Below are 26,407 nucleotides of genomic sequence, written 5' to 3' on the forward strand. Positions count from 1 at the left end.
GCGCGGTTACCGGCCCGGTTCCCGGGCCGTCCGGGACCCCGGCGGCCAGGACCAACGGCGGTCCGACCCGGGCCGCTCCGGACGGGGCCGGGGTACCGACCCGGGCCGCTCCCGTGGCGGTTGGTGAACGGCCGGCAGGCCGCCGCACAGGTGAGTGATCGACAATGCCGCCCACGGGTGGCGGAGAAAGTGGAGTGCCGGTGAACTCGGCAGCAGGGAAGGCAGAAACCGTGAACTCGGCACCGGGCGACGACACCGACGGCCGGCCGCTGTCGGTGGTGGTCGCAGGCGGCGGAACCGCCGGACACATCGAACCCGCACTGGCCGTCGCCGACGCCGTGCGCCGACTGGCCCCGCATGCGCGGATCACCGCATTGGGCACCACCCGCGGTCTGGAGACCACGCTGGTCCCTGAACGCGGCTACGAGTTGTCGCTGATCCCGCCGGTGCCGCTGCCCCGCAAACCCGGACTCGAACTGGCCCGCACCCCGATGCGGCTGGCCCGCTCGGTGATGGCGACCCGGCGGGTCCTCGCCGCTGTCGACGCCGACGTGGTGATCGGCTTCGGCGGCTACGTGTCCATTCCCGCCTACCTCGCCGCGCAGAGTCATCTGCGCGCCCGCCGCCGGCTGCCGATCGTGATCCACGAGGCCAATGCGAGTGCCGGCATCGCCAACAAGGTCGGTGCCCGCTTCGCCGACGCCGTCCTCGCCGCCGTCGACGGCTCGGGCCTGGAGAACGCCCGGGTCGTGGGCATCCCGGTGCGTGGCCAGATCACCGAACTCGACCGGCCCGCGCTGCGCGCCAAGGCCCGGCACTACTTCGGCCTCGACGAACAGGCCCCGACGCTGCTGGTGTTCGGCGGATCGCAGGGCGCCCAGCAGCTCAACGACGCCGTCGCCGGTGCCGCCGACGCCCTCGGACGTGCCGGGATCGGGGTGCTGCACGCCTACGGCCCCAAGAACTCGATCGCACCGGTGTCCCCGCCGGATGCGCCCCCGTACTGCGGTGTCGGCTACCTCAAGCGGATGGACCTGGCGTATGCGGCCGCCGATCTGGTGATGTGCCGTTCGGGTGCGATGACCGTCGCCGAGGTGTCGGCGACCGGCCTGCCCGCGGTGTACGTCCCGCTGCCGCACGGCAACGGCGAACAGCGGCTCAACGCCCTGCCGGTGGTGGAGGCCGGTGGCGGCGTCCTCGTCGACAACGACGACATCACCAGCGACTGGGTGGCCCGGGAGGTGCCGGCGATGCTCGCCGACACCGAGCGGCTCGCCGCGATGTCGGTGGCCGCCTCGGGCACCGGCCACCGCGACGCGGCGACCGAGGTCGCCCAGACCGCATTGGAGCTCGCCGAGAAGTTCCACGCCGGTCACCGGCGCCGGCGGGGGAGTCGACGATGACCCAGGAGCACGTCGGGGACCTGCCCGAACACCTGCGCCGGGTCCACATGGTGGGCATCGGTGGCGCAGGGATGTCGGGTCTGGCGCGCATCCTGCTGTCGCGCGGCGGCCAGGTGTCGGGCTCGGATGCCAAGTCCGGCCGCGGCATCCTCGCGCTGCGTACCCGCGGGGCCCACATCCAGATCGGGCACTCGCCGTCGGCGCTCGACCAGATCCCGGGCGGGCCGTCGGTGGTGGTCACCACCCACGCCGCGATCCCGAAGACCAACCCCGAACTCGTCGCGGCCCGCTCCCGTGGGATCCCGGTGCTGCTGCGGCCCCGGGTGCTCGCCGAGCTGATGGCCGGATACCGCACGCTGCTGGTCGCCGGCACACACGGAAAGACCTCCACCACGTCGATGGCGGTGGTGGCGCTGCAGCACGGCGGCCTCGACCCGTCGTTCGCGATCGGCGGTGAACTCAACGAGTCCGGCACCAATGCCCACCACGGCAGCGGTGAGGTCTTCGTCGCCGAGGCCGACGAGAGCGACGGTTCGCTGCTCGAATACCGGCCGGACGTGGTGGTGGTGACCAATGTGGAGGCCGATCACCTCGATTTCTTCGGCACCGTCGAGAAGTACGTGGCCGTCTTCGACGACTTCGTCGACCGGATCCGGCCCGGCGGCACCCTGGTGGTGTGCCTCGACGACCCCGGGGCAGCGGCGCTTGCCGCACGCAGCGCCGGACCGCTCGCCGAGCGCGGGGTGGCGGTCCTCGGTTACGGCGCGCCCGAGGCCGAGGTGCCCGCGGGCGTCCGGATGGCCGCGACGCTCGTCGACTGGTCTCCGGTGGCCGGTGGTTCGCACGTGGTGGTGCGGTTCGGTGACCCGCTCGCCGATCCGGCCGATCCGGACTCCACGATCACCCTGAAACTGACCATCCCCGGAATCCACATGGCGCGCAATGCCATCGGTGCGACGATCGGTGCGGTCCGGGCCGGCGGCGAGCTGGCCGAGGTGGTCGCCGGGATCGAGGCCTTCGGCGGGGTGCGCCGCCGGTTCGAGTTCAAGGGCCGCGCCGACGGCGTGGAGGTGTACGACGACTACGCCCACCATCCCACCGAGGTCGCCGCGGTGCTGACCGCCGCACGGGCGATGGTCGAGGCGCGAGACCCGGACGGGGCCGATACCGGACCTCGTGTCATCGCGGTGTTCCAGCCGCATCTGTACTCGCGGACAAAGGAATTCGCCGAGGAGTTCGCGGCATCGCTGAGCCTGGCCGACGAGGTGGTGGTGGCCGACGTCTACGGCGCACGGGAAGAACCGATCCCGGGCGTCAGCGGCGCACTGATCGTCGATCATCTCACGACGCCGGGGCATTTCGCGGCGGATCTGTCCGCACTCGCCGCGCTGCTGGCCGCGGTGGCCCGGCCGGGGGACATCGTGCTCACCCTCGGTGCCGGTGACATCACCATGCAGGGCCCGGAAATCCTTGCTGCGTTGGCCGATCGCGCGTCGGACGAAAGCATCGTCGGGGACATCTGATGAGGCTGGTGCCGCAGCGCCGCCGGACGCGCATCCTGGTGGGCACCGTCACCACGGTGGTCATCGTGGTGGCGCTGGTGCTGGTCGCCTATCTCACCCCGCTGATGTCGGTGCGCAACACCGAGATCACGGGCAACCACACGATTCCCGGGATGACCATCCTCGGTGCGGCCGACGTCGCGCAGGGGACCCCGCTGCTGCAGGTCGACACCGAGGCGGTGGCGCGGCGGGTCGCCGACATCCCGTCGGTGGAATCGGCTCGCGTGCAACGGGGTTATCCGTCGACACTGGAGATCGGCATCGTCGAGCGCACCCCGGTGGCGGTGGTGACCGAGGGCGACAAGCTGCACGTACTCGACCGGTTCGGCGTCGGCTACCTCACCTACAACGCGCAGTCGGCGCCACCGGAGATCAAGAAGCTGCCGGTGTTCCACACGGCCACACCGGGTCCCGCCGACCCCACCACCAAGGCCGCGCTCGGGGTGGTCGCCGGGCTGCCGGTCGACATCAAGGTTCTGGTGAAGACGGTGAACGCGTCGTCGCCGGTGGGAATCGAGTTCGGGCTCACCGGGAATCGCACCGTGGTGTGGGGTGACGACTCGCAGGGGGCGGAGAAAGCGCGCACCCTGGAATACCTGTTGACGCGCAAGGCAACCGAGTACAACGTGTCGAGCCCCAATTTCCCGGCGTACAAATGACGGTGTGCACTTTTCCGGAAATGCTTTCGGCGGCGTCTTCCCACGCTTTCCTGTGCCGTCGCGCGCGTTTTTCGGGTCGCGACGGGCATTTTCGGCAACAGCGTGGACACGACTTGGCGACACGCCGAGGGCGTTGCTGGCCCAGCGGGGTATGGGTGCATAGCTTGAAACCCAACATCAAGTACTTGACATAACTCTATATCTATGGTTGAGGTTTAGGGTTTTTTCGAACGACAAGGAAGGCGAGCGTCATGACGCCACCGCACAACTACCTGGCCGTGATCAAGGTCGTCGGCATCGGCGGCGGCGGCGTCAATGCCGTGAACCGCATGATCGAGCAGGGACTCAAGGGTGTCGAGTTCATCGCGATCAACACCGACGCCCAGGCGTTGCTGATGAGCGATGCCGACGTCAAGCTCGACGTCGGTCGTGACTCGACCCGCGGTCTCGGTGCCGGCGCCGACCCCGAGGTGGGTCGCCGGGCCGCCGAGGACGCCCGCGACGAGATCGAGGAGCTCCTCAAGGGCGCCGACATGGTCTTCGTGACCGCCGGTGAGGGTGGCGGCACCGGCACCGGCGGTGCACCGGTCGTCGCGTCCATCGCCCGCAAGCTCGGCGCGCTGACCGTCGGTGTGGTCACCCGTCCGTTCGCCTTCGAGGGCAAGCGGCGCGGCAACCAGGCCGAGGCCGGCATCACCGCGCTGCGCGAGTCCTGCGACACCCTGATCGTCATCCCCAACGACCGGCTGCTGCAGCTCGGCGACGCCCAGGTGAGCCTGATGGACGCCTTCCGCAGCGCCGACGAGGTGCTCCTCAACGGTGTCCAGGGCATCACCGACCTGATCACCACCCCCGGTCTGATCAACGTCGACTTCGCCGACGTCAAGGGAGTGATGAGCGACGCCGGCAGTGCCCTGATGGGTATCGGTTCGGCCCGCGGCGAGGAGCGCGCCCGCAAGGCCGCCGAGTCGGCCATCAACTCGCCACTGCTCGAGGCGTCCATGGAGGGTGCGCGCGGCGTGCTCATCTCCATCGCCGGCGGCAGCGACCTGGGTCTGTTCGAGATCCACAATGCGGCGACGCAGGTCCAGGAGGCGGCCCACGAGGACGCCAACATCATCTTCGGCACCGTGATCGACGACAACCTCGGCGACGAGGTCCGTGTCACCGTCATCGCGGCCGGCTTCGACGGCGGCAGCCCGCGCAAGCGTGCCGACGCCCCGGCGGCCGCCGCCGGTCCGGGCAAGGTCGGTGCCGGGCAGGCCGGCTCGGTCGCGGCCGCGCCGAAGAACGATCCGCTGTTCGGTGACATGCCGGCCGGCAAGGGCGATCCGTTCGCCGCCGAGGCCGCGCCGGAGCGGCCGCGCCGCAACAGCGTGACCATCGACGACGACGACGTCGACGTCCCGTCGTTCATGAAGCGCTGAGATGACCCGCTCCGAACGCACCCCGGGCGGCACGGAATCGACCACCGGTGCGGACGGGGCGGAACCCGCCGCCCGCACGCGCCGGGTGATCACCACCCGGGCCGGTGGTGTGTCCCGTGCGCCGTACGACTCGTTCAACCTCGGTGATCATGTCGGCGACGATCCGGCCGCGGTGGGGGCCAACCGGTCCCGGCTGGCGAGTCAGATCGGTCTGCCCGACGACTCGGTCATCTGGATGGAACAGATCCACAGCCGTAACGTGACCGTCGTCGACGACACCACGGCGCAGACCGCACCCCGCAAGGACGGGTGGATCACGCTGCCGGCCACCGATGCCCTGGTCACCACCACCCCGGGACTGGCGCTGGCGGTGCTGTCGGCGGACTGTGTGCCGGTGCTGCTCAGCGACGACGAGGCGGGTGTGATCGCCGGGGTGCACGCCGGCCGGGTGGGTGCCCGGATCGGCATCGTGCCTGCGGTCCTGCGCGTCATGATCGGACTCGGTGCCCGACCCGAACGGATCGGTGCCTTCCTGGGACCGGCCGCGAGCGGCGAACGCTACGAGGTGCCCGACGCCATGCAGCGTGACGTCGAGGAACATCTGCCGGGCAGTGCCTGCCGTACCCGTCAGGGGACCGCGGGCCTGGATCTGCGTGCCGGACTCCGGCGGCAACTGCTGGCCGCCGGTGTGGGTGCGGTCGCGGTGGATCCGCGCTGCACCATCACCGACGGCGCGCTGTTCAGCCACCGCAGGCAGGCCCCCACCGGCCGGCTCGCGTCGGTCATCTGGATCGACCCGGAGACCGGCCGGGCCGGAACCGATCCGGAGGGGACGCCGCAACCGTGACCGATGCCCGGACCACCGAGCTCGCGCAACGGCTCGGCGCCGTGCGGGACCGATTGGCCGCTGCGGTCGACGCCGCGGGCCGTGCCCCCGGTGACGTGGAACTGCTGGTGGTGACGAAGTTCTTCCCGGCCGGTGACGTTTCCCGCCTCATCGGGCTGGGGGAGCGGGAGTTCGGCGAATCGCGGGAACCGGAGGCCAGTCGCAAGATCGCCGAGATCGCCGACGAGGTCACCGCCTCCGGTGCCGTCTTCGACATGATCGGGACGGTGCAGACCAAGAAGGCCCGCACGGTCGCGCGCTGGGCCCGTTCGGTGCACTCGGTGGATCGTGACCGACTGGTCGATGCCCTCGCCCGCTCGGCGTCGGCGGCCCTCGAAGCCGGTGAGCGGTCCGACCCGCTCGGCGTGTTCGTGCAGGTCAGCCTGGACGGCGATCCGGAGCGGGGCGGTGTGGTGGAGGAGGCGCTGCCGGTGCTGGCCGAGCAGGTCGCCGGCTCCGCGGGGTTGCGGCTGCGCGGCCTGATGGCCATCACGCCCTTGTCCGGCGAGCCGCAGCACTGGATGGCCGAGCTCGCGCGTATCCGTGCGGGGTTCCTCGAGCGGTATCCGGAGGCGGACGGGCTGTCGGCGGGCATGTCCGGCGATATGGAAGTCGCCGTCGAGTACGGGTCGACATGTGTGCGTGTCGGTACCGCGATCATGGGATCGCGGCCGATACTCTCTCAGTAATCACATTGGTCACAGCAGAACCACCGAGAACAACTCACACACCGGCAACAGCTGCAACACCGCTCTAGAGCGTCGGACGACAGAGAGGCCCGCACATGACCACGATGCAGAAATTCAAGGCGTATTTCGGCATGGTGCCTCCGAGCGAGTACGAGGACGACTACCTCGACGAGCCGGGTCCTGGCCCGGTGCGCGGTGCGGCCGCCCGCGAGCGCGCCTACCGCGACGAGTACTACGGCGACGGCTCGTACCGGGACGGGGATGCCTCGTACCGCGACGGCGGGTACCGCGAGGGGTACGCATCGGAGGGATATGCGCCCGAGGGCTACGCGGAGGCCGGTTACCGCGACGCCGATCAGGGCTATGCCGACGAGCGTCGCTACGGCGGCGGCTCCTACGGACACGAGTACGCCGGTGCTCCCGAGTACACCTACGCCGGTGGTCGTCACGGTGCAGATGCGGGCCCCGAGCGGGTGCGGCCGGTCGCACGCCTCGAGCCGTTGCAGCGTTCGAGCAGTGCCACCCTGCGGGCCGCCTCGGCACCGCGATCGATCAATGCAGAGCATGGGGAGCTGGAACGAGTGTTCGCCGACGGTCCGCTGCACAAGATCACCACCTTGCGTCCGTCCGACTACAGCGAGGCCCGCACCATCGGCGAGCGTTTCCGTGACGGCAACCCGGTGATCATGGACCTGGTCAACATGAGCAACGACGACGCCAAGCGCCTCGTCGACTTCGCCGCAGGGCTGGCCTTCGCCCTGCGCGGCTCGTTCGACAAGGTCGCCACCAAGGTCTTCCTGCTGTCACCGGCCGACATCGACGTCTCGGCCGAGGACCGGCGCAAGATCGCCGAGACCGGCTTCTACAACCAGTCCTGAACGCACCCCGATCCGGGTTCGTTCGTCAGTCCGAACACAGCGCACCCGCGGTCGGCGCCGGTAGTGGGTACCGGTGCCGCCGCGGGTGTCGGCTGTCAGGCACTCTTGAGATGTGGCAATGCTCTTCGAAATCATCTACTACGTCCTGTTCGTGTATTGGCTCCTGCTGCTGGCGCGGCTCGTGGTGGAGTTGGTGCGGACCTTCGCGCGGGACTGGCGTCCCACCGGCATCGTGGTGGTGATCATCGAGATCGTGTTCACGCTGTCCGATCCGCCGATCAAGCTGTTGCGCCGGATCCTCCCGCCCATCCCGCTGGGCCCGGTTCGTCTGGATCTCTCGCTGATGATCGTGATGATCGTCGTGATCATCGCGATGCAGGTGGTCAATTCCTTCCGCGCCGGTGCGGCGGTCTCGGCGCTCGGCCTGATGTGAGAGCCCTCGGTCTGATGTGAGGAGTCCTCCGGCGGGTCGGGGCGCGGGTGAAGAGAAACCCGATCACTGCGAGCCGGAACTCCGATCACCGGGAGTCAAAGGAAGGTGGGTCGGAATCCGCGCACCGATTGACCCGCACAGTGCCGTCGGGATGTCATAGTTGAGTGACCGTTTGATTGCAGGACGACATCGACGGACTGCCGCAAACGGTTCGGATGTGACAGGATGGAACTCCAGTTACGGATTTTGACTGGTATGAATGATCAGTGACAGTCTGTACTGGATGGCGTTCTCGTCACCTGAGATCGACTGCCAACAAGTAGAGAAGCTCGAACGACATTGAGGGGAACCGACATGCGGCTGACACCAGCTGATGTGCACAACGTCGCGTTCAGCAAACCGCCTATCGGTAAGCGCGGCTACAACGAGGACGAGGTCGACCAGTTCCTCGACTTCGTCGAAGCGGAGCTCGCCCGTTTGATCGATGAGAACTCGGATCTGAAGCAGCGGATCGAGGAGCTCGAAGGGGAACTCGCCGCCGCCAAGTCGGGTGCGCAGGCCGGTCCGGCGCCTTCCGAGGACCACACCCAGGTCTTCCCGATCGCGCAGCCCACCGAGCCCGTCGCCCCGCCGGCTGCTCCCGTGGCACCGGCCGTTCCCGACGAGGATGCCCATGTCCGTGCCGCCAAGGTGCTCGGCCTGGCCCAGGAGACCGCCGACCGGCTGACCTCGTCGTCGCGCCAGGAGGCCGACACCCTGCTCACCGATGCCCGCCAGCGTGCGGACTCGATGGTCGCCGAGGCGCAGAGCAAGTCCGAGGCGATGCTGACCGACGCCCGTCAGCGGTCGGAGGCGATCCTCGCCGACGCGCAGACCCGTTCGGAGGCCCAGGTCCGTCAGGCGCAGGAACGCGCCGACGCCCTGCAGAGCGACGCCGAGCGCAAGCATGCCGAGATCATGGGCACCATCAACCAGCAGCGTGGTGTTCTCGAAGGTCGCATCGAGCAGCTCAAGATCTACGAGCGTGAATACCGCACCCGGCTCAAGACCTACCTCGAGTCGCAGCTCGAGGAGCTGCAGCAGCGGGGTAGTGCCGCGCCGGTGGAGAACGGACGTCCTGCGGACCAGTCCTTCTCCACGGATCCGGGCAACGGCGGTTTCAGCAGCTACTCGCAGAGCTGAGCCGTCGAGTAAGCGGATGACGTGCTGATTCTGGCCCTTGCGGCCACCCTCATCGGGTTTGTCCTGCTCGTGGTCGGCCTGGTCACGGGAACCGTGTGGCTGGCTGTCGCCTGCATCGTGGTGTGCCTGGTCGGTCTGATCTTCCTGGTCGCCGACATCGTGCGCTCCTCGCGACGCGGGGCTGACGCTCCTGCCGACTCCGGTGGCGGCTTCGGCTTCGGCCCTGCCGACCATGACGGCGATGTCGACGAGACGAACGATGGTGCCGACGACGGCGCGATCGAACCGGACGCCGGGGAAGACGTCCGGGTCTCACCGGAGCAGGAACGACAAGCGCTGTGGCAGGGCGTCGTCGAACCACAATCGGGACCCAACCCTCAGGTCGCGCCGGAATCGACCGGGGCGACGCAGTCCGCCCCGGTGTCCCGTCCGGTGCAGCCGACCGCCCCACCGGGGGCGCCGGGTGCGCAGAATCCGGCGGGTACGCGACCTGCCCAGACGCCGAACACCGGCGGTGGGTACGCCGACTACCTCCGTTCGGTGGGTGCCGGCGACGTCCCGCGCACGGGACAGCAGCCGGTGTACCGGCCCGGGCCTGCGCCCGGATCGCCGCCGCCACGGCAGCCGATGCCACCGGCGCCCGGTTCGCAGCCCCGGCCCCAAAACGGTCCGGCCCAGAACGGTCCGGCCCAGAACGGTCCGGGTCAAGCCGGTCCGGGCCAGAACAGTCGGGGTCAGGCCGGTCCGGCCCAGAACGGTCCGGGCGGTCAGCCGCCTCGTGCGCCCCAGCGTCCACCGGGGCCGCAGCAGCCGCCGCGCAAGATCGACCCGCTCGATCCGGAGTGGCGACCGCCCACCCAGTAGGGAGTGGTCCGATCCCGGTGGCCATCGCGGCTCGGCCAGAGCCTCGGAGGGTATCGGGGCGACGTCTGCTCCGGGGGCGAAGTGGTGTCGGCGGGTCCGGCATCGTTACACTGGACAACGCGTTGATCCGGCCATCACCGGGGAGCACCCGGAAGAACGGCGTCCACCACCGTGGATGCTCACTAGAACCGGGCGGGTCGGCCCGTCACAGCCGACGATCGCGTCGATCACCCGTTGATCGGCGGAGATCCCGAGAGGCATCGGCCTGCCGATGCAAACGGGGTGGTACCGCGCGCCGAGTGATCGTCGCGTCCCCGTGCCGAACACAGTGGTGACCCGACATCTGGCGAACCCAGCACAGTGGTCACATGGCACGAGGAGTCCCCACGATGAGCGACGAGTCCACCCGCTCCCACCCCGACGCCGGAAGCGGCGCGTCCCGCGCGTACCCGGTGATCGACATGACCGGCGGCGACGGCCACGGTGCACCGTCGTTCCCCGACGTCGAGCAGAAGGTGCTCGCGTACTGGGACGCCGACCAGACCTTCACCGCGTCCATCACCAACCGTGCCGACGCCGAGGAGTTCGTCTTCTACGACGGCCCGCCGTTCGCGAACGGACTGCCGCACTACGGCCACCTCCTGACCGGTTACGTCAAGGATGTGGTACCGCGGTACCAGACCATGCGTGGCAAGCGCGTCGAGCGCCGATTCGGTTGGGACACCCACGGATTGCCTGCCGAGCTGGAGGCGGAGCGGCAGCTCGGTATCACCGACAAGGGTGAGATCGAGAAGATGGGCGTGGAGAAGTTCAACGACTTCTGCCGCGACTCGGTGCTGCGCTACACCGGCGAGTGGCGTGACTACGTCACCCGCCAGGCCCGGTGGGTCGACTTCGACAACGACTACAAGACACTCGACCTCGACTTCATGGAGTCCGTCATGTGGGCGTTCCGGCGGCTCTGGGACAAGGGACTGATCTACCAGGGCTACCGGGTGCTGCCGTACTCCTGGTACGAGCAGACCCCGCTGAGCAACCAGGAGTCCAAGCTCGACGACGCCTACCGGATGCGTCAGGACCCGGCGGTCACCGTCACCATGCCGCTGAGTGCGCCGGCCGACGGCCCGCTGGCCGGTCTCGACGGGGTCAACGCCCTGATCTGGACCACCACGCCGTGGACCCTGCCGTCGAACCTCGCGATCGCGGTCCATCCCGGGGTGACCTACGCCCACGTCCGCACCGAAGAAGGTGTCGGATACCTGCTGGCGCAGGCACTCGTCGGCGCCTACGCCAAGGAACTCGGTGAGGTCACCGAGGTGGCCACCTACGTCGGTGCCGACCTCGCGGGGCTGACCTACACCCCGCCGTTCGACTTCTTCGTCGGGCACCCCAACGCCCACCGGATCCTGACCGCCGACTACGTCACCACCGACAGCGGCACCGGAATCGTCCACCTCGCACCGGCTTTCGGTGAAGAGGACATGGATGTCGCGACCGCCAACGGCATCGAGGTGGTGCAGCCGCTCGACCCGGGTGGCCGGTTCACCTCGCTGGTGCCGCCGTACGAGGGCCTGATGGTCTTCGACGCCAACCCGGTGATCATCAAGGACCTCAAGGCCGCGGGCCGCATCCTGCGCCACGAGACCATCGAGCACTCCTACCCGCACTCGTGGCGGTCGGGGCAGCCGCTGATCTACATGGCGGTGCCGTCGTGGTTCGTGGCGGTCGATCCGATCAAGGACCGGATGATCGAGCTCAACAAGCAGATCACCTGGGCGCCGTCGCACATCCGCGACGGCCAGTTCGGCAAGTGGCTCGAGGGTGCCCGCGACTGGAACATCAGCCGCAACCGGTACTGGGGTGCGCCCATCCCGGTGTGGGTCTCCGACGACCCGGAGTACCCGCGCACCGACGTGTACGGCTCGCTCGACGACCTCGAGCGGGACTTCGGGGTGCGCCCGGACAACCTGCACCGTCCCTACATCGACGAGCTGACCCGGCCGAACCCCGACGACCCGACCGGACGCTCGACGATGCGTCGGGTACCCGAGGTGCTCGACTGCTGGTTCGAGTCCGGCTCGATGCCGTATGCCCAGGTGCACTACCCGTTCGAGAACGCCGACTGGTTCGACGGTGACCCGAACAGCGGTGTGCTGCCGCACAATCCGGGCGACTTCATCGTCGAGTACAACGGGCAGACCCGCGGCTGGTTCTACAACCTGCACGTCCTGGCGACCGCGCTGTTCGACCGGCCCGCGTTCAAGACCGTTGCCGCACACGGCATCGTGCTGGGCAACGACGGCCAGAAGATGAGCAAGTCCAAGCGCAACTACCCGGACGTCAACGAGGTCTTCGACCGCGACGGCAGCGATGCCATGCGGTGGTTCCTGATGGCCTCGCCGATCCTGCGCGGCGGCAACCTGGTGGTCACCGAGCGTGGCATCCGTGAAGGCGTGCGGCAGGCGCTGCTGCCACTGTGGAACGCCTACAGCTTCTTGCAGCTGTACGCGGACAAGCCGGCCACCTGGCGGACCGACTCGACCAATGTGCTCGACCGCTACATCCTGGCCAAGCTGGCCGTCACGCGCGACGAGATGACCGAGGCGCTCGACGTCTACGACATCGCCGGTGCGTGCGAGTCGTTCCGGGAGTTCGTCGAGTCGCTGACCAACTGGTATGTGCGCCGTTCGCGCGCCCGGTTCTGGTCCGGTCAGAACGACGACCCGGATGCCTTCGACACCCTCTACACGGTGCTCGAGGTGTCGGCACGGCTGGCCGCCCCGCTGCTGCCGCTGGCCACCGAGGCGATCTGGCGTGGCCTGACCGGCGGTCGGTCGGTGCACATCACCGACTGGCCTGCGGCGTCGGACCTGCCGGCCGACCCGGATCTGGTGGCGGCGATGGACCAGGTGCAGGCGGTGTGCTCCACCGCGTCGAGTGTGCGCAAGGCCAACCAGCTGCGCGTGCGGCTGCCCCTGCCGGGGCTGACCGTGGCGTCCCCGCGGGCCGAACTGCTGCGTCCCTACACCGACCTCGTCGCCGACGAGATGAACGTGAAGTCGGTGACCCTGTCGACCGACACCGCCGCCTACGGTCGCAACGAACTGGTCGTCAACGCACGTGCGGCCGGTCCGCGTCTGGGCAAGGACGTCCAGCGGGTGATCAAGGCGGTCAAGGCCGGCAACTGGGAGATGCGCACCGCTGCCGACGGTACCGAGGTGGTCAGTGCCGACGGCATCGACCTGCAGGAGGGGGAGTACACCCGCAAGCTGGTCGCCGAGTCACCCGAGTCCACCGCGGAGCTGCCCGGCGGTGGCGGTCTGGTGGTCCTCGACATCACCGTGACCCCGGAGCTCGAGGCCGAGGGCTGGGCCAAGGACCGTGTCCGCGAACTGCAGGATGCCCGTCGCTATCTGGGCCTGGACGTGTCCGACCGGATCGAGGTCCGGATGGTCGTCCCGGCCGAGCGGGTCGAGTGGGCGCGGACCCACGCCGGGCTGATCGCCGGTGAGGTGCTGGCCGTCGACTTCGAGGTGATCTCCGCCGACGCCGCGGCTGTCGGCGCGATCGAACTCGGTGACGGCGTCACCGTCGACATCGCCCGCACCGACCGGCGGTGATCTGCCGGTTCACGCGCTGATTCACCGACGCGGGACCGAGATGGCAGGATGACCGGGTGTAGCTCGACACCCGGTTTCCCCATCCCGGTCCCCGCGTGCCCGTGCTCGGTGACATCTTCGGCGCCGATCGCCGCCGGCCCACCCTCCACGAGATGGAGCTGGCCAAGACCCTCGGACCGATCTACGAGCGCAAACTGCTCGACATCCACCTGACGATCGTCGCGGGTGGCCGGCTGGCCGCCGAATGCAACGACGAGCAGCGGTGGGCGCGGGCCCTGGCCGGTCCGACGTTGAAGTTCCGCGAGATCACCGGTTCCGGACTGTTCACCGCGCGAACCCGGGATCCGTTGTGGGCGCAGGCCCGTCACATCCTCGACCCGGGTTTCGCGCAGGGTGCACTGCGCGTCTATCACGAGGCGATGACGTCGGTGGCCGACGATCTGGTCGCGTCGTGGACGGCGGACACGGTGGTCGACGTCCACCGGGCGATGACCGATGCGACGCTGGAGGTGATCGCTCGCGCCGGGTTCTCGCGCGATCTCGGGCTGTTCTCCGAGGCGGGCCCGCAGCCGGAGGTGGCCGATCTGCTCCAGACCCTGGCCACGGTGCTGTCGTGGGCGTCGGAGTCGTCCAACGACCTCCCCGTCATCGGCCCGATCCGTGGTGCATGGCAACGACGTTCGTTCGCCGGTGGCCTCGACCGGGTGCGCGACTACGTCGACGGGATCGTCGCCGACCGGGTCGCCGGACGCGAACCCGAGCGAGACGACCTGCTCGGGCTGATGCTGAACTCCGCCGACCCGGAGACCGGAGAGATGTTGCCGCACGACAACATTCGCGATCAGGTGCTGACCTTCCTGGTCGCCGGTCACGAGACGACGGCGGCGCTGCTGGAGACGGTGGTGTGGTACCTGGCCCGTCATCCCGACCTCGCCGCCCGGGTGCGGGCCGAGGCCGGGATGCGTGGATTCGACTACGCCGGGGTGGCGGGTATGAAGTTCACGCGGTCGGTGCTCAACGAGGCGCTGCGGCTGTGGCCGGCGGTGCCCGCCTACTTCCGCACCGCACGCGTCGACCAGCAACTGGGTGGCTACGACATCCCGGCGGGCCACACCGTGCTGGTGCATGCGTTGTCGTCGCAGCGCGACACCGACGTCTGGGGAGACGACGCCGCCACCTTCCGGCCGGACCGCTGGGAGGCGAAGGCCTTGCGGGAGTTCCCCGATCGCTTCTTCACACCGTTCGGCACCGGACCGCGAGCGTGCATCGGTCGGGCCTTCGCGATGCAGGAGTCGGCGCTGATGATCTCGCGGCTCGCCGACGCCTTCGACCTGGCCTTCGCCGATCCTGCCGACGATGCGCGTTCGGCCCCGGAGATGCGCGAACGCGGAACACTGCGTCCGGCCCCGTACCGGCTCACCTGCACCGCCCGGACGCCGGTCACCGCCCACGACCGGCCTCGCTGATCAGCTGGTGCAGTGAGCCGTCCGGGTCGGGTGGTGGCCATCTCGGAGGCGATGCGGCAGCCGTCTCGCCGGATCACGACGACGAGCGGTGCCGACTCCGTCCTCGCATGCCGATTTCCGTTGACCGGGCACCAGTTTCCGTCGACTGGGCGCCCGTTTCCGTTGACCGGGCGTCCGTTTCCGTTGACCGGGCGCTACTTTCCGTTGACCGGGCGCCCGTTTCCGTTGACCGGGCACCAGATTCCGTTCACCGGGCACCCGTTCTCGTTGACTGGGCACTGGTTTCCGTTGACCGGGCGCCTGTTCTCATTGACCGGGCGTCGACGACGTCGTGGGTACACACATCTCATCCGAACAGCGTGGTGAGCACCGTCCCCAGTTGAGCGGCGAACAGGGCGTCCGCATCGTCGAGGTCCGGTCCGTACTGGCCGAAGATCTCCAGACTCACCATGCCGACGATGGTCGACCACAAGGTGACCGCGGCGGTCAGTGCCTCGTCGGAGATGGACAGTCCGAACTCCGACCGTGCGCCCCTCATGAAGCCCGCCGGTGGTGCGGTGACGAGCGCGGCGGGACGGAGCGCCCGGGCGGCCTCGGCGTCGGCGATCTCGTGGAGCAGTCGTGCCTGCACGCGGGTGCCCGGTCCGACGGTGCGCTCGGGTGGGGCGGCGTAGCCGGGTACCGGGCTGCCGTACAGGAGCGTCCATCGTGCGGTGTCGCCGACACCCCAGGCGCGGACGGCGGTCGCCCCGGCCACGATGCGGGCCCGGTGGTCGGCGGGGTCGACCTCGTCGATCCGGGCCTCGACCGCATCGGCGAGGTCGGTGTAACCCTCCACCAGCAGCGTGGTGAGCAGTTCGTCGCGACTGGGGACGTATCGATAGACCGCCGACGACACCACGCCCAGATCGCGCGCGATCGCCCGTAGGGACAATCCGGCGGCACCGTGGCTGCGCAGGTGCTCACGGGCGAGACGACGGATCTCGGTCTCCATGGCCTCGCGGTTCTCGGCGCGGGTGGGGGGTCGGCGGGTCATCACACGCATCCTGCCACATCGGAGAGCGGTGCTCTTGAAATCCTCGGACGATCGGTGCATGATCGAAACGAGAGCAGTGCTCTCTAATACCTGGAACCGACGAGGAGATCCCGTGAACACCACCCACTACCGACCGCCCCAGGGGTTCGACACCACCTTCAATCGCCTCGCCCGATGGCTGGTCGACCACGGCGTCAACCTGGCCGGCGCCCAGACCCTGACCGTCACGGGACGAAAGTCCGGTCAACCGCAACGGGTCCCGGTCAACCCGCTGGTCGTCGACGGCACCGAGTACCTCGTGTCACCGCGCGGCAACAGCCAATGGGTGCGCAATGTGCGCGTCGAACCCACCGCCGAACTCCGACGTGGACGACGTGGCCGGTCGGTGCGCCTGGTCGAGGTGGACGTCGCCGACCGCCCGGCCGTGATCGCCGCCTACCTGAAGGCATGGGGGTGGGAGGTCAAGCGATTCCTGCCGGAGGGGATGGGCGCCGACGCGGGCCCCGACGATCTCGCCCGCTACGCACCCCAGATCCCGGTGTTCCGTATCGACTGACCCCCACGATCTGCGACGAACCGGCGAACCGTGCCGCCGGCGCCCCTGCCGGCCCGCGCGAGTCCGCCCGCCACGTCCACCCCGCGGACGGCCCACCTAGGATGTCGTCGTGTCACCCGAAGTCCCCTCCGCACCGACCGAGTCGAGTGCCCGCTGGGTGATGCACCTGGACATGGACGCCTTCTTCGCGTCGGTGGAACAGCTGACCCGGCCGACCCTGACCGGACGGCCGGTCCTCGTCGGCGGTCTCGGTGGCCGTGGGGTGGTGGCCGGCGCCAGTTACGAGGCCCGGGTCTTCGGTGCCCGGTCGGCGATGCCGATGCATCAGGCCCGTCGACTCGTCGGCGCGCAGGCGGTGGTGCTCCCGCCGCGCGGTGCGGTGTATCGCGCGGTGAGTGAGCGGATCTTCGCCCGGGTGCGATCGGTGGTCGGCGTGATCGAGATGCTGTCCTTCGACGAGGCATTCGCCGAACCGGCCGAACTCGTCGGCGCGACCGCCGCCGACGCCGAGGCGTTCGCCGAGGACCTGCGCGGACACATCCGCGACGAAGTGGGCCTCGCCGCGTCGGTGGGTTTCGGTTCCGGTAAGCAGATCGCCAAGATCGCCTCCGGGATGGCCAAACCCGATGGGGTGATGGTCATCCCGCCGAGCCGGGAGCTCGCCTTCCTGCATGGGCTGCCCGTCCGCAAGCTGTGGGGGATCGGGCCAGTGTCGGGGGATCGGCTCGCGCGCATCGGCGTGAACACGATCGGCGAGTTCGCCGCCCTCAGCGATGTCGAGGTGGCCTCCCTGCTCGGTGCCACGGTCGGTCCGGCGTTGCACCGGCTGGCACAGGGGGTCGATGACCGTCCGGTCACCGAACGTGCTGCGGCCAAACAGATCTCGGCCGAGTCGACCTTTCAGCGTGACATCGTCGACCTGGCCGGATTGCGTCCGGCCATCGAGAAGGCCGCCGCCGACGCGCACCGCCGACTCGTCGCCGACGGTCGCGCGGCCCGCACCGTGGTGCTCAAACTCAAGCGATCCGACATGTCGGTCCTGACCCGGAGTTCCACCCTGCCCACGGCGACCGCCGATCTCGATGTGCTTGCGGCGCTGGCACTCCGGATGGCCCTCGATCCGCTCGAGATCGGTCCGGTGCGGCTGGTCGGCGTCGGCTACTCGGGGCTCAGCGCGGTCGAGCAGTATGCCCTGTTCGACGAGGACCCGGACGCCGATGCGGCATCGGCGGTCACGTCCTCACCGACCGCACCCGACACCGCTGCACCCGACGCCACCCGTCCCGACGGCCGCCTGATCGGCGCGCAGCAGGTGGGTGGATCGCCGGAGAACCGGTGGGCCACCGGCGCGGACGTGCGCCATCCCGAACACGGACACGGCTGGGTGCAGGGGAGCGGCCACGGCAGGGTCACCGTTCGCTTCGAGACCCGTTCGACCGGGCCGGGTTTCGCGCGGACCTTCGCCGAGGACGACCCGGATCTGCGGGCCGGTGACCCGCTCGATTCGCTGGATTGGGTGTCGGCGCCGGACGACTAGGACGGTTCGGTGCCCGCGCGGATCAGCGTTCGCGGGGATCGGATGCGGAGAAGAAGTCCGCGACCTCGGCGGCGTCGCATCCGGTGGACAGCAATGCCAGCAACGCGATCCGGGCCTGCGGTGCGCGCAGCCAGCGCGACACCACCGCCCCGGCACGCTCCAGATCGACCGCACCGCCCCCGCCGCCATAGGTTGCGGCCACCGGGCCGAAGGGGACACGGGTGGTGAGCACCACGACCACCCCGCGTTGCCGGGCCAGGCTGACCTCGGCGGTGATGTCGGGATGGGCATTGCCCGATCCGGTCCCGGCCAGGACGATCCCGGCCGCGTTCTGCGCCACCGACGCGGCGATCAGACCCGGCGACACCCCGGGATAGAGCGTGTAGGCATCCACCCGGGCCGGATGCCCCACCGGGACCGGCCCGGTCAGCAACGGTCGCGGCAGCCCGTCGTGGACGGTGTCGAAGGCCTCGGCGCCGGCGGTCTGCGCCTTGAACGCACCCCGGGCGGCGAGGGCGGTGCCGGCCATCATGATCTGCACCCCGCGACCCCGCGATGCCGGATCGGCGGCCAGCCGGATCGCATCGTCGAGATTGGCCGGTCCGTCGGAATGCGGCGAATCCGAGGGGTAGGCCGCACCGGTGAAGATCACCGGACGCCGATCGCCCGCGAACAGATCCGCGAGAAAGGCGGTCTCCTCCATGGTGTCGGTGCCGTGGGTGACCACCACACCGTCGACCCCCGGGTCGGTGAGGGTGTCGGCGATCGCCGTCACGATCCGGAACTGATCCGACGGGGTCAGCGACGACGAGTCCACCGACATCAGGTCCACCGACTCCACGTCGGGCGAATCGGGTGCCTCGGTCCCGTCGGAGAGCAGTTCCGACGCCGACAGCACGGGCACCGCGCCGTCGGCGGTGGTCCGCGAGGCGATCGTCCCGCCGGTCGTGATGACGACGATGCGTTTCGGGGCCGTGGGTGACATGCCTGACAAGATTTCCGGGAACCCGGGGGTCTCGTCAACCGTTTCCGTCCCGTCAACCGCTGCCCGAGGGTGCCCGCGACGTCCATGTGTCCCGCGGTCGTCCCCGGTGCCGTTTGGCATAGTGGTGAGAGTTCCGACCGGCCCCGGTCGCAGCACCTCCGGGTGTGTAGTCAGTTGTGTGAAGACAGTGAGGGAGATCGTTGAAGTTTCCGAAGATCGTAGGCGCGGTCACGTTGGCCGCAGCGGTGATGATGGGTGTCGCAGCCTGTGGTGGTGACAGTTCCGACGACGTCCCGACCGTCCCGCAGACCTCCAGCGCAGCCTCCACGTCGGGTGCGGCCGGAGCTGCCGACGTCACCGACCCCAAGGTCCTGCCGACCGTCGCGCAGCTGAACACCATGCTCGACACCGCGCTCGATCCGGACGTGCCGAACGCGCAGAAGACCCAGCTGGTGCAGGGCTCCCAGAAGGACCCCGACATCTTCGACAAGCTGGTCAAGGCGCGTGAGGACAACCCGGGCGTCACCTACAAGATCCTCGGCCCGGTGATCGCGGACGGTCCCAACAAGGCCACCGTCAAGGTGCAGATCAAGCTGCCCGACAACCCGCCGACCCCGTTCGACGCACAGATCGTCTACGACGGCGGCCGATGGAAGCTGGCGAGCAGCACCGTGTGCCCGCTGGTCACCGGTAACGGCATCGAGAGCGCGATGTGCCCGACCTCGTCGACGACGACCAAGAAGTCGACCTCGGCGACGAACTGACCGCCGTACTCCGGCATCGAAGACCACGACCGGTGGTCATCGGCCCTCACCGGGCCGGTGACCACCGGTTTCGTCGTCTTCGGGAGATGCCCGGCCCGCGTGACGGGAGCCGGGCACCGGTCACCGCCAGGTGAGGGTGAACCCGAGTTTCTGCAGCAGCGACTGGTCGCCGGCACCGACGAGTTCCCGCGCGCCGGTGTAGGTGGCCTGCCCGCCGACCGGCAGCCCGCGCGTGAGGTCCAGGGTGACCTCGCCGGAGCCGGTGTAGGAGTAGCGGGCGATGGTCAGCGTGGCATCGCCGCCGGGGATGGTGAAGATCGAGTTCACCGGGGACTCCTCGGCGGTGAACGCGATGGTCAGCCGGTTGCCGTCCCATGCGGTCAGGCGTGCCTCGACGGTCTGTACGACCGTCGCCGCCGACGCGATGGTCCGTTCGGTGCGCCAGGTGGCGCCCACCCCGATCGCGTCGACCGGCACGGTGATCGCATCGTGCAGGGCCTGGACGAGGGACTGCTCGATCGCACTACGGGCCTCCGACGAGGACGCGTCGGTGGGGGCGAGTCGCAACGACAGCGGCGCCAGCCCGGGACCGAACGAGAGCGCGCCGGTGCTGCCCGCCGCGGCGGCCAGCTGCCGGCGCAGCGTCGGGTCGGGTGAGGTGGGGGTGCCCAGGGTCAGGTCGAGCTCGGTGTCCGAGGTGCAGTCGAATCGCGCGGTGAGCGGCATCTCGACGGTCCGCGTGGTGGCCGCCGACACCGACTCCTCGGTGGAGGAAGTGGTGAGGGTCACCTGTTGCGGGGCGGTCCGGTCCGGGGCGGCCGCGGCCACCCGGCGCGGTTCGGCACCGGCGCCGGTGAGGGTCACCGACGCCGAGGGCAGACCGATCGCGGTCGCGTTCGCGGCGGCGGGCTGCGCCGCACATCCCGTCGTCGGAGCGGCCACCGACGACGCCGTCGGGGTGCTCTCGCCGCCGGACCCGCAGCCGGCGAGCAGCAGCGCGGTGGTCGTCAGGCCGGCCCCGATCGCGGTGGACAGGTGGCGGTGACGCGTCGGACGGTGCGGCGTCGGAGGGGGGACAGAACCGGGGAGATCGGCGGTCACGGGCACAGCGATCAAGCGTATTGCACGCGTCAGGGATGATGGTCACGTGGATGATGCAGCGATGAGTGAGACACCGCAGCCGGCGGGCGCCCGGAAGCGGAGGCCGGTCCTGCTGGTGCTGGCGGCGATCGCCGGGACCGTCGTGGTGCTGGACATACTGACCAAGACCTGGGCGGTCGAGACCATCGTCCCGGGGGACCCGATCCACATCATCGGTGATGTGGTCACCTTGCGGATGGTGCGCAACTCCGGAGCGGCGTTCTCGATGGCGGAGGGCTACACCTGGGTGCTCACCCTGATCGTGCTCGCGGTGATCGCGGTGATCATCCGGTACAGCAGCCGACTCCGCTCGGGGTGGTGGATGCTGGGCCTGGGTCTGGTCCTCGGCGGTGCCCTGGGTAATCTGGTCGACCGCATCTTCCGTTCCCCCGGGGTGCTGCGCGGCCACGTCGTCGACTTCATCTCGGTGGGCTGGTGGCCGGTGTTCAACATCGCCGACTCCGCGGTGGTGTGCGGCGCGATCCTGCTGGTGGTGTTGTCGCTGCTCGGTTTCGACTACGACGGCAGCCGCTCCGGGTGGGCCGCGCGCCACGACCGTGAGCCCGAACCGGCCACCGCGACCGAAGCCCCGAACCCGACCTCGAAGGAGAGTGACCGCGATGCGTGAGTCACGGTCACTGCCGGTGCCCGACGGCGTCGACGGCATGCGCCTGGACGCCGGCGTCGCCCGCATCCTGGGCCTGTCCCGCACGGTGGCCGCGCGCCTGGCCGACGACGGCGACATCACCGTCGACGGCGTGTCGGTGGACAAGTCGCACAAACTCGCCGCCGGGAGCTGGCTGGACGTGCTACTGCCCGCGCCGGCCGAGCCGCTGCGGGTGGAACCGACCCCGGTCGAGGACCTCGAGGTGATCTACCACGACTCCGACATCATCGTCGTCGACAAGCCGGTCGGTGTGGCCGCCCACCCGTCCCTGGGCTGGTCGGGTCCCACCGTGGTCGGGGCGCTCGAGGCGGCCGGCTACCGGATCTCCACCTCGGGTGCCGCCGAACGGCAGGGCATCGTCTCGCGGCTCGACGTCGGCACCTCCGGGGTGATGGTGCTCGCGGTGTCCGAGCGTGCGTATTCGCTGCTCAAGCGTGCTTTCAAATACCGCGAGGTGGACAAGGGCTACCACGCCCTGGTGCAGGGTCATCTCGATCCGCCGGAGGGCACGATCGACGCGCCGATCGGACGGCACCGCGGCAACGACTGGAAGTTCGCGGTGACCGCCAACGGCAAGCCGAGCATCACCCACTACGACACCCTGGAGATGTTCGCGGCGGCCTCGTTGCTCGACATCCACCTCGAGACCGGCCGCACCCACCAGATCCGCGTGCACTTCTCGGCGCTGCACCATCCCTGCTGCGGCGACATGACCTACGGTGCCGACCCGAACCTGGCGAAGCGACTGGGTCTGGAACGGCAGTGGCTGCACGCGCATTCGCTGGGCTTCGCCCATCCCGCCGACGGCCGTCGCGTGGAGTTCGTCAGCCGCTACCCGCGTGATCTGCAGCACGCGCTCGACGTGCTGCGGGAGGGGTAGGCGCAGTTCTGCCGGTCGGTGCGTCCGGCATACCATCCGTCACTCCGGGCACACCCGGGCGCGCCCGCCCGATCCTGTCGTACCGAGCGCCTAGAGTTGATGCAGTTCGTCCCCGACCGGCCGCATCCGTGGTCGCGCCCGGGGCCGTCCGAGATCTCCGTTCGACTTGTTCTATCCGTTCCACACCGTTCGAGGTGAGAGGCGTCCGTGGCCGATTCGTTTGTTCACCTGCACAATCACACCGAGTACTCGATGCTCGACGGCGCCGCCAAGGTGTCGCCGCTGTTCGCCGAGGCCAAACGATTGGGCATGACCGCCATCGGCATGACCGACCACGGCAACATGTTCGGTGCGAGCGAGTTCTACAACACCGCGGTCAAGAACGACATCACCCCGATCATCGGTATCGAGGCCTACATCGCCCCGGAGTCGCGGTTCAACACCAAGCGTGTGCAGTGGGGTACCCGCGACCAGAAGGGCGACGACGTCTCCGGTTCGGGTGCCTACACCCACATGACGATGGTCGCCGCCAACGCGACCGGCCTGCGCAACCTGTTCAAGCTGTCCTCGCTCGCCTCCATCGAGGGCCAGCTGGGCAAGTGGGCCCGGATGGACGCCGATCTGATCGCCCACCACTCCGAGGGCATCATCGCCACCACGGGCTGCCCGTCGGGGGAGGTGCAGACCCGGCTGCGGCTGGGCCACGAGCGCGAGGCCCTCGAGGCCGCCGCCAAGTGGCAGGAGATCTTCGGCCCGGAGAACTTCTACCTCGAGGTGATGGAACACGGCCTGGAGATCGAACGCCGGGTGCGTGACGGCCTGCTCGACATCGGCCGACAGCTCGGCATCAAGCCGCTGGCCACCAACGACTGCCACTACGTCACCCGGGAGCACGCCGCCGCCCACGAGGCGCTGCTGTGTGTGCAGACCGGCAAGACCCTCTCCGATCCCACCCGGTTCAAGTTCGACGGTGACGGCTACTTCCTGAAGTCCGCCGCCGAGATGCGCGAGCTGTGGGACAACGAGATCCCCGGTGCCTGCGATTCCACGCTGGAGATCGCCGAGCGTATCGAGTCCTACGCCGATGTGTTCACCCACCGCGACCGGATGCCGATCTTCCCGGTCCCCGACGGCGAGACCCAGCAGACGTGGTTGCGCAAGGAGGTCGCCGCAGGACTGAACCGGCGATTCCCCGGCGGCCCGCCGGAGAACTACCTCCAGCGCGCCAACTACGAGCTCGACGTCATCATCCAGATGGGTTTCCCGGCATACTTCCTCGTCGTCGGTGACCTCATCCGGCACGCCCTCGAGGTGGGCATCCGGGTCGGTCCGGGTCGTGGTTCGGCGGCCGGTTCGCTGGTCGCATGGGCGTTGGGCATCACCAACATCGACCCGATCCCGCACGGTCTGCTGTTCGAGCGGTTCCTCAACCCCGAGCGTGTGTCGATGCCCGATATCGACATCGACTTCGACGATCGCCGCCGCGGTGAGATGGTGCGCTATGCCACCGAGCGGTGGGGCACCGAGAAGGTCGCCCAGGTCATCACCTTCGGCACCATCAAGACCAAGGCCGCGATCAAGGACTCCGCCCGAGTCCAGTTCGGCCAGCCCGGCTTCGCCATCGCCGACCGCATCACCAAGGCGCTGCCGCCGCCCATCATGGCCAAGGACATCCCGGTCTGGGGGATCACCGATCCCGAGCACGAGCGGTTCGGCGAGGCCGCCGAGGTCCGCACGCTGATCGAGACCGATCCGGACGTCAAGAAGATCTACGACACCGCGCTCGGGCTCGAGGGACTGATCCGCAACGCGGGTGTCCACGCATGTGCGGTGATCATGTCGTCGGAGCCGCTGACCGACGCCATCCCGGTGTGGAAACGTGCCCAGGACGGCGCGATCATCACCGGCTGGGACTATCCGTCGTGTGAGGCCATCGGCCTGCTGAAGATGGACTTCCTGGGTCTGCGCAACCTCACCGTCATCGGTGACGCGCTGGAGAACATCAAGATCAACCGGGGCATCGACCTCGACCTCGACACGCTGCCGCTCGAGGACCCCAAGACCTACGAACTGCTCGCCCGCGGCGACACCCTCGGTGTGTTCCAGCTCGACGGCGCGGCCATGCGTGACCTGCTGAAGATGATGCAGCCCACCGGGTTCGAGGACATCGTCGCCGTGCTCGCGCTGTACCGGCCGGGTCCGATGGGTGTGAACGCGCACACCGACTACGCCAAGCGCAAGAACGGTCTGCAGGACATCCGGCCGATCCACCCCGAGCTCGAAGAGCCGCTCAAGGAGATCCTGGCCGAGACCTACGGTCTGATCGTCTACCAAGAGCAGATCATGCAGATCGCGCAGAAGGTGGCCGGGTACTCGCTCGGACAGGCCGACCTGCTGCGCCGCGCGATGGGCAAGAAGAAGAAGGAGATCCTCGACGAGGCCTATGACGGCTTCGCCGACGGCATGCGCGACAACGGGTTCTCGCAGGCCGCGATCACCGCGCTGTGGGACACCGTCCTCCCGTTCGCCGGATACGCGTTCAACAAGTCGCACGCGGCCGGCTACGGTCTGGTCTCCTTCTGGACCGCCTACCTCAAGGCCAACTTCCCGGCCGAGTACATGGCCGGTCTGCTCACCTCGGTCGGCGACGACAAGGACAAGGCGGCGATCTACCTCGCCGACTGCCGCAAGCTCGGGATCACGGTGCTGCCGCCCGACGTCAACGAGTCGCAGCGCAACTTCGCCGCCGTCGGCCCCGACATCCGCTTCGGTCTGGCGGCGATCCGCAACGTCGGTTCCGGTGTGGTCGGTTCGATCATCGAGGCGCGCTCGGAGAAGGGGAAGTTCACCAGTTTCTCCGACTACCTGAACAAGATCGACGTCACCGCCTGCAACAAGAAGGTCACCGAGTCGCTGATCAAGGCCGGTGCCTTCGACTCGCTCGACCACCCGCGCAAGGGCCTGTTCCTGATCCACACCGAGGCCATCGAATCGGTGATCGGCACCAAGAAGGCCGAGGCCGTCGGGCAGTTCGACCTGTTCGGCGGCGGGGACGACGCCGCCGATCCCGGGCTGGCCGAGGTGTTCGCGGTCAAGGTGCCCGATCAGGAATGGGACACCAAACACAAGCTGACCCTGGAACGGGAGATGCTCGGCCTGTACGTGTCCGGGCATCCGCTGGCCGGTGTGGAGCATGCGATCGCCGCGCTGACCGACACCTCGATCACCCAGCTGCTGGAAGGCAACATCTCCGACGGCGCGCAGATCACCATCGGCGGCATCATCTCCTCGGTCACCCGGCGGGTGAACAAGAAGGGCGAGCCGTGGGCCGCGGTCACCCTCGAGGACATGGTCGGTGGGGTGGAGGTGTACTTCTTCCCGCGGGCGTTCACCGCCTACGGCATGGACATCGCCCCCGACAACATCGTCCTTGTCAAGGCACGCGTGAACATGCGTGACGACTCGATGATGATCAGTGCCAACGATCTCGCGGTACCCGATCTCGCGGCCGCCGGAGCGTCCAAACCGGTGTCGCTGACGCTCCCGGCACGGATGTGTACCCCCGACCGGGTGCAGGCCCTCAAGCAGGTCCTCACCCGTCATCCCGGGACCGCCGACGTCCACGTCAACCTGGTCAGCGACGAGCGGTCGACGCTGCTGCGGCTGACCGAGTCGTTGCGGGTCACACCGAGTTCGGCACTGATGGGCGACCTCAAGGCGCTGCTCGGGCCGAGCTGTCTGACCTGAGCCGGCCGCCCCGGAGGTCGCACCAC

At 69.0% G+C, this 26,407-nt stretch carries 20 protein-coding genes and 1 pseudogene; 18 read left to right on the forward strand and 3 right to left on the reverse strand.

The features are described 5' to 3' along the window. Positions 1 to 164 precede the first annotated feature (164 nt). The 12 genes and pseudogenes from murG to GD1_RS07040 form a co-directional block, all read left to right on the forward strand. Entirely contained in the window at positions 165 to 1,403 is a 1,239-nt protein-coding gene (murG, locus tag GD1_RS06985; RefSeq protein ID WP_059036481.1) for an undecaprenyldiphospho-muramoylpentapeptide beta-N-acetylglucosaminyltransferase, read from the forward strand. Beyond that, on the forward strand, positions 1,400 to 2,926 hold the full coding sequence (gene murC / locus GD1_RS06990) for a UDP-N-acetylmuramate--L-alanine ligase (RefSeq protein WP_059036482.1): 1,527 nt from the start codon (positions 1,400 to 1,402) through the stop codon (positions 2,924 to 2,926). The genes murG and murC overlap by 4 nt, the downstream gene beginning before the upstream one ends. Continuing rightward, positions 2,926 to 3,624 (forward strand): cell division protein FtsQ/DivIB, encoded by a 699-nt coding sequence (locus GD1_RS06995; protein ID WP_053777364.1) that lies wholly within the window; start codon positions 2,926 to 2,928, stop codon positions 3,622 to 3,624. The genes murC and GD1_RS06995 overlap by 1 nt, the downstream gene beginning before the upstream one ends. 251 nt (positions 3,625 to 3,875) lie before the next feature. Continuing rightward, the gene (ftsZ, locus tag GD1_RS07000; protein WP_053777363.1) at positions 3,876 to 5,051 is read left to right on the forward strand and encodes a cell division protein FtsZ; all 1,176 of its coding nucleotides are present in this window, start codon (positions 3,876 to 3,878) and stop codon (positions 5,049 to 5,051) included. Between the two features lies 1 nt (position 5,052). Continuing rightward, on the forward strand, positions 5,053 to 5,898 hold the full coding sequence (gene pgeF / locus GD1_RS07005; protein WP_083533931.1) for a peptidoglycan editing factor PgeF: 846 nt from the start codon (positions 5,053 to 5,055) through the stop codon (positions 5,896 to 5,898). Beyond that, positions 5,895 to 6,626, forward strand: coding sequence for a YggS family pyridoxal phosphate-dependent enzyme (locus tag GD1_RS07010; protein WP_059036483.1), 732 nt, complete (start codon positions 5,895 to 5,897; stop codon positions 6,624 to 6,626). Before pgeF ends, GD1_RS07010 begins: the two co-directional genes overlap by 4 nt. Before the next feature lie 95 nt (positions 6,627 to 6,721). After that, positions 6,722 to 7,504, forward strand: a complete 783-nt coding sequence (locus tag GD1_RS07015) for a cell division protein SepF (RefSeq protein ID WP_020790872.1) — start codon at positions 6,722 to 6,724, stop codon at positions 7,502 to 7,504. Positions 7,505 to 7,616: 112 nt separating this feature from the next. Beyond that, a complete protein-coding gene (locus GD1_RS07020; RefSeq protein ID WP_053777361.1) occupies positions 7,617 to 7,937 on the forward strand; it encodes a YggT family protein in 321 nt (106 codons plus the stop codon). Between the two features lie 354 nt (positions 7,938 to 8,291). Further along, a complete protein-coding gene (gene wag31, locus GD1_RS07025) occupies positions 8,292 to 9,119 on the forward strand; it encodes a DivIVA-like cell division protein Wag31 (protein WP_053777360.1) in 828 nt (275 codons plus the stop codon). A 21-nt stretch (positions 9,120 to 9,140) separates the two neighbouring features. Beyond that, a complete protein-coding gene (locus GD1_RS07030; protein ID WP_059036484.1) occupies positions 9,141 to 9,983 on the forward strand; it encodes a hypothetical protein in 843 nt (280 codons plus the stop codon). A gap of 389 nt (positions 9,984 to 10,372) precedes the next feature. Further along, positions 10,373 to 13,603, forward strand: a complete 3,231-nt coding sequence (ileS, locus tag GD1_RS07035; RefSeq protein ID WP_059036485.1) for an isoleucine--tRNA ligase — start codon at positions 10,373 to 10,375, stop codon at positions 13,601 to 13,603. Positions 13,604 to 13,692: 89 nt separating this feature from the next. Further along, positions 13,693 to 15,069 (forward strand): annotated as a pseudogene (locus GD1_RS07040) (cytochrome P450); the annotation flags it as partial. A gap of 346 nt (positions 15,070 to 15,415) precedes the next feature. Here the strand turns inward: GD1_RS07040 and GD1_RS07045 are convergent. Beyond that, the gene (locus tag GD1_RS07045; RefSeq protein WP_059036494.1) at positions 15,416 to 16,105 is read right to left on the reverse strand and encodes a TetR/AcrR family transcriptional regulator; all 690 of its coding nucleotides are present in this window, start codon (positions 16,103 to 16,105) and stop codon (positions 15,416 to 15,418) included. Between the two features lie 112 nt (positions 16,106 to 16,217). On the opposite strand from GD1_RS07045, the gene GD1_RS07050 reads away from it, so the two are divergent. Further along, positions 16,218 to 16,661 carry a nitroreductase family deazaflavin-dependent oxidoreductase gene (locus GD1_RS07050; protein WP_059036487.1) on the forward strand — a complete coding sequence of 148 codons (444 nt, stop codon included), beginning with the start codon at positions 16,218 to 16,220 and terminating at the stop codon, positions 16,659 to 16,661. 160 nt (positions 16,662 to 16,821) lie between these two features. After that, positions 16,822 to 18,198 (forward strand): DNA polymerase IV, encoded by a 1,377-nt coding sequence (locus GD1_RS07055; RefSeq protein ID WP_059036495.1) that lies wholly within the window; start codon positions 16,822 to 16,824, stop codon positions 18,196 to 18,198. 22 nt (positions 18,199 to 18,220) lie between these two features. Here the strand turns inward: GD1_RS07055 and GD1_RS07060 are convergent, their stop codons facing one another. Then, a complete protein-coding gene (locus GD1_RS07060; protein WP_059036488.1) occupies positions 18,221 to 19,183 on the reverse strand; it encodes an asparaginase in 963 nt (320 codons plus the stop codon). A 200-nt stretch (positions 19,184 to 19,383) separates the two neighbouring features. On the opposite strand from GD1_RS07060, the gene GD1_RS07065 reads away from it, so the two are divergent. Then, positions 19,384 to 19,947 (forward strand): WKL family lipoprotein, encoded by a 564-nt coding sequence (locus GD1_RS07065; RefSeq protein WP_020793243.1) that lies wholly within the window; start codon positions 19,384 to 19,386, stop codon positions 19,945 to 19,947. A gap of 120 nt (positions 19,948 to 20,067) precedes the next feature. Here the strand turns inward: GD1_RS07065 and GD1_RS07070 are convergent, their stop codons facing one another. Then, entirely contained in the window at positions 20,068 to 20,970 is a 903-nt protein-coding gene (locus GD1_RS07070; protein WP_174519026.1) for a hypothetical protein, read from the reverse strand. 139 nt (positions 20,971 to 21,109) lie between these two features. Between GD1_RS07070 and lspA the strand changes: the two genes are divergently transcribed. The 3 genes from lspA (at position 21,110) to dnaE (ending at position 26,381) form a co-directional block, all read left to right on the forward strand. Then, on the forward strand, positions 21,110 to 21,715 hold the full coding sequence (gene lspA, locus GD1_RS07075; protein ID WP_059036489.1) for a signal peptidase II: 606 nt from the start codon (positions 21,110 to 21,112) through the stop codon (positions 21,713 to 21,715). Continuing rightward, positions 21,708 to 22,634, forward strand: coding sequence for an RluA family pseudouridine synthase (locus tag GD1_RS07080; protein ID WP_053777396.1), 927 nt, complete (start codon positions 21,708 to 21,710; stop codon positions 22,632 to 22,634). The genes lspA and GD1_RS07080 overlap by 8 nt, the downstream gene beginning before the upstream one ends. Positions 22,635 to 22,841: 207 nt before the next feature. Beyond that, on the forward strand, positions 22,842 to 26,381 hold the full coding sequence (dnaE, locus tag GD1_RS07085) for a DNA polymerase III subunit alpha (protein WP_059036490.1): 3,540 nt from the start codon (positions 22,842 to 22,844) through the stop codon (positions 26,379 to 26,381). The last annotated feature ends 26 nt before the right edge of the window (positions 26,382 to 26,407 follow it).

The sequence above is a fragment of the Gordonia desulfuricans NBRC 100010 genome, assembly GCF_001485495.1.
GTDB lineage: Bacteria > Actinomycetota > Actinomycetes > Mycobacteriales > Mycobacteriaceae > Gordonia > Gordonia desulfuricans.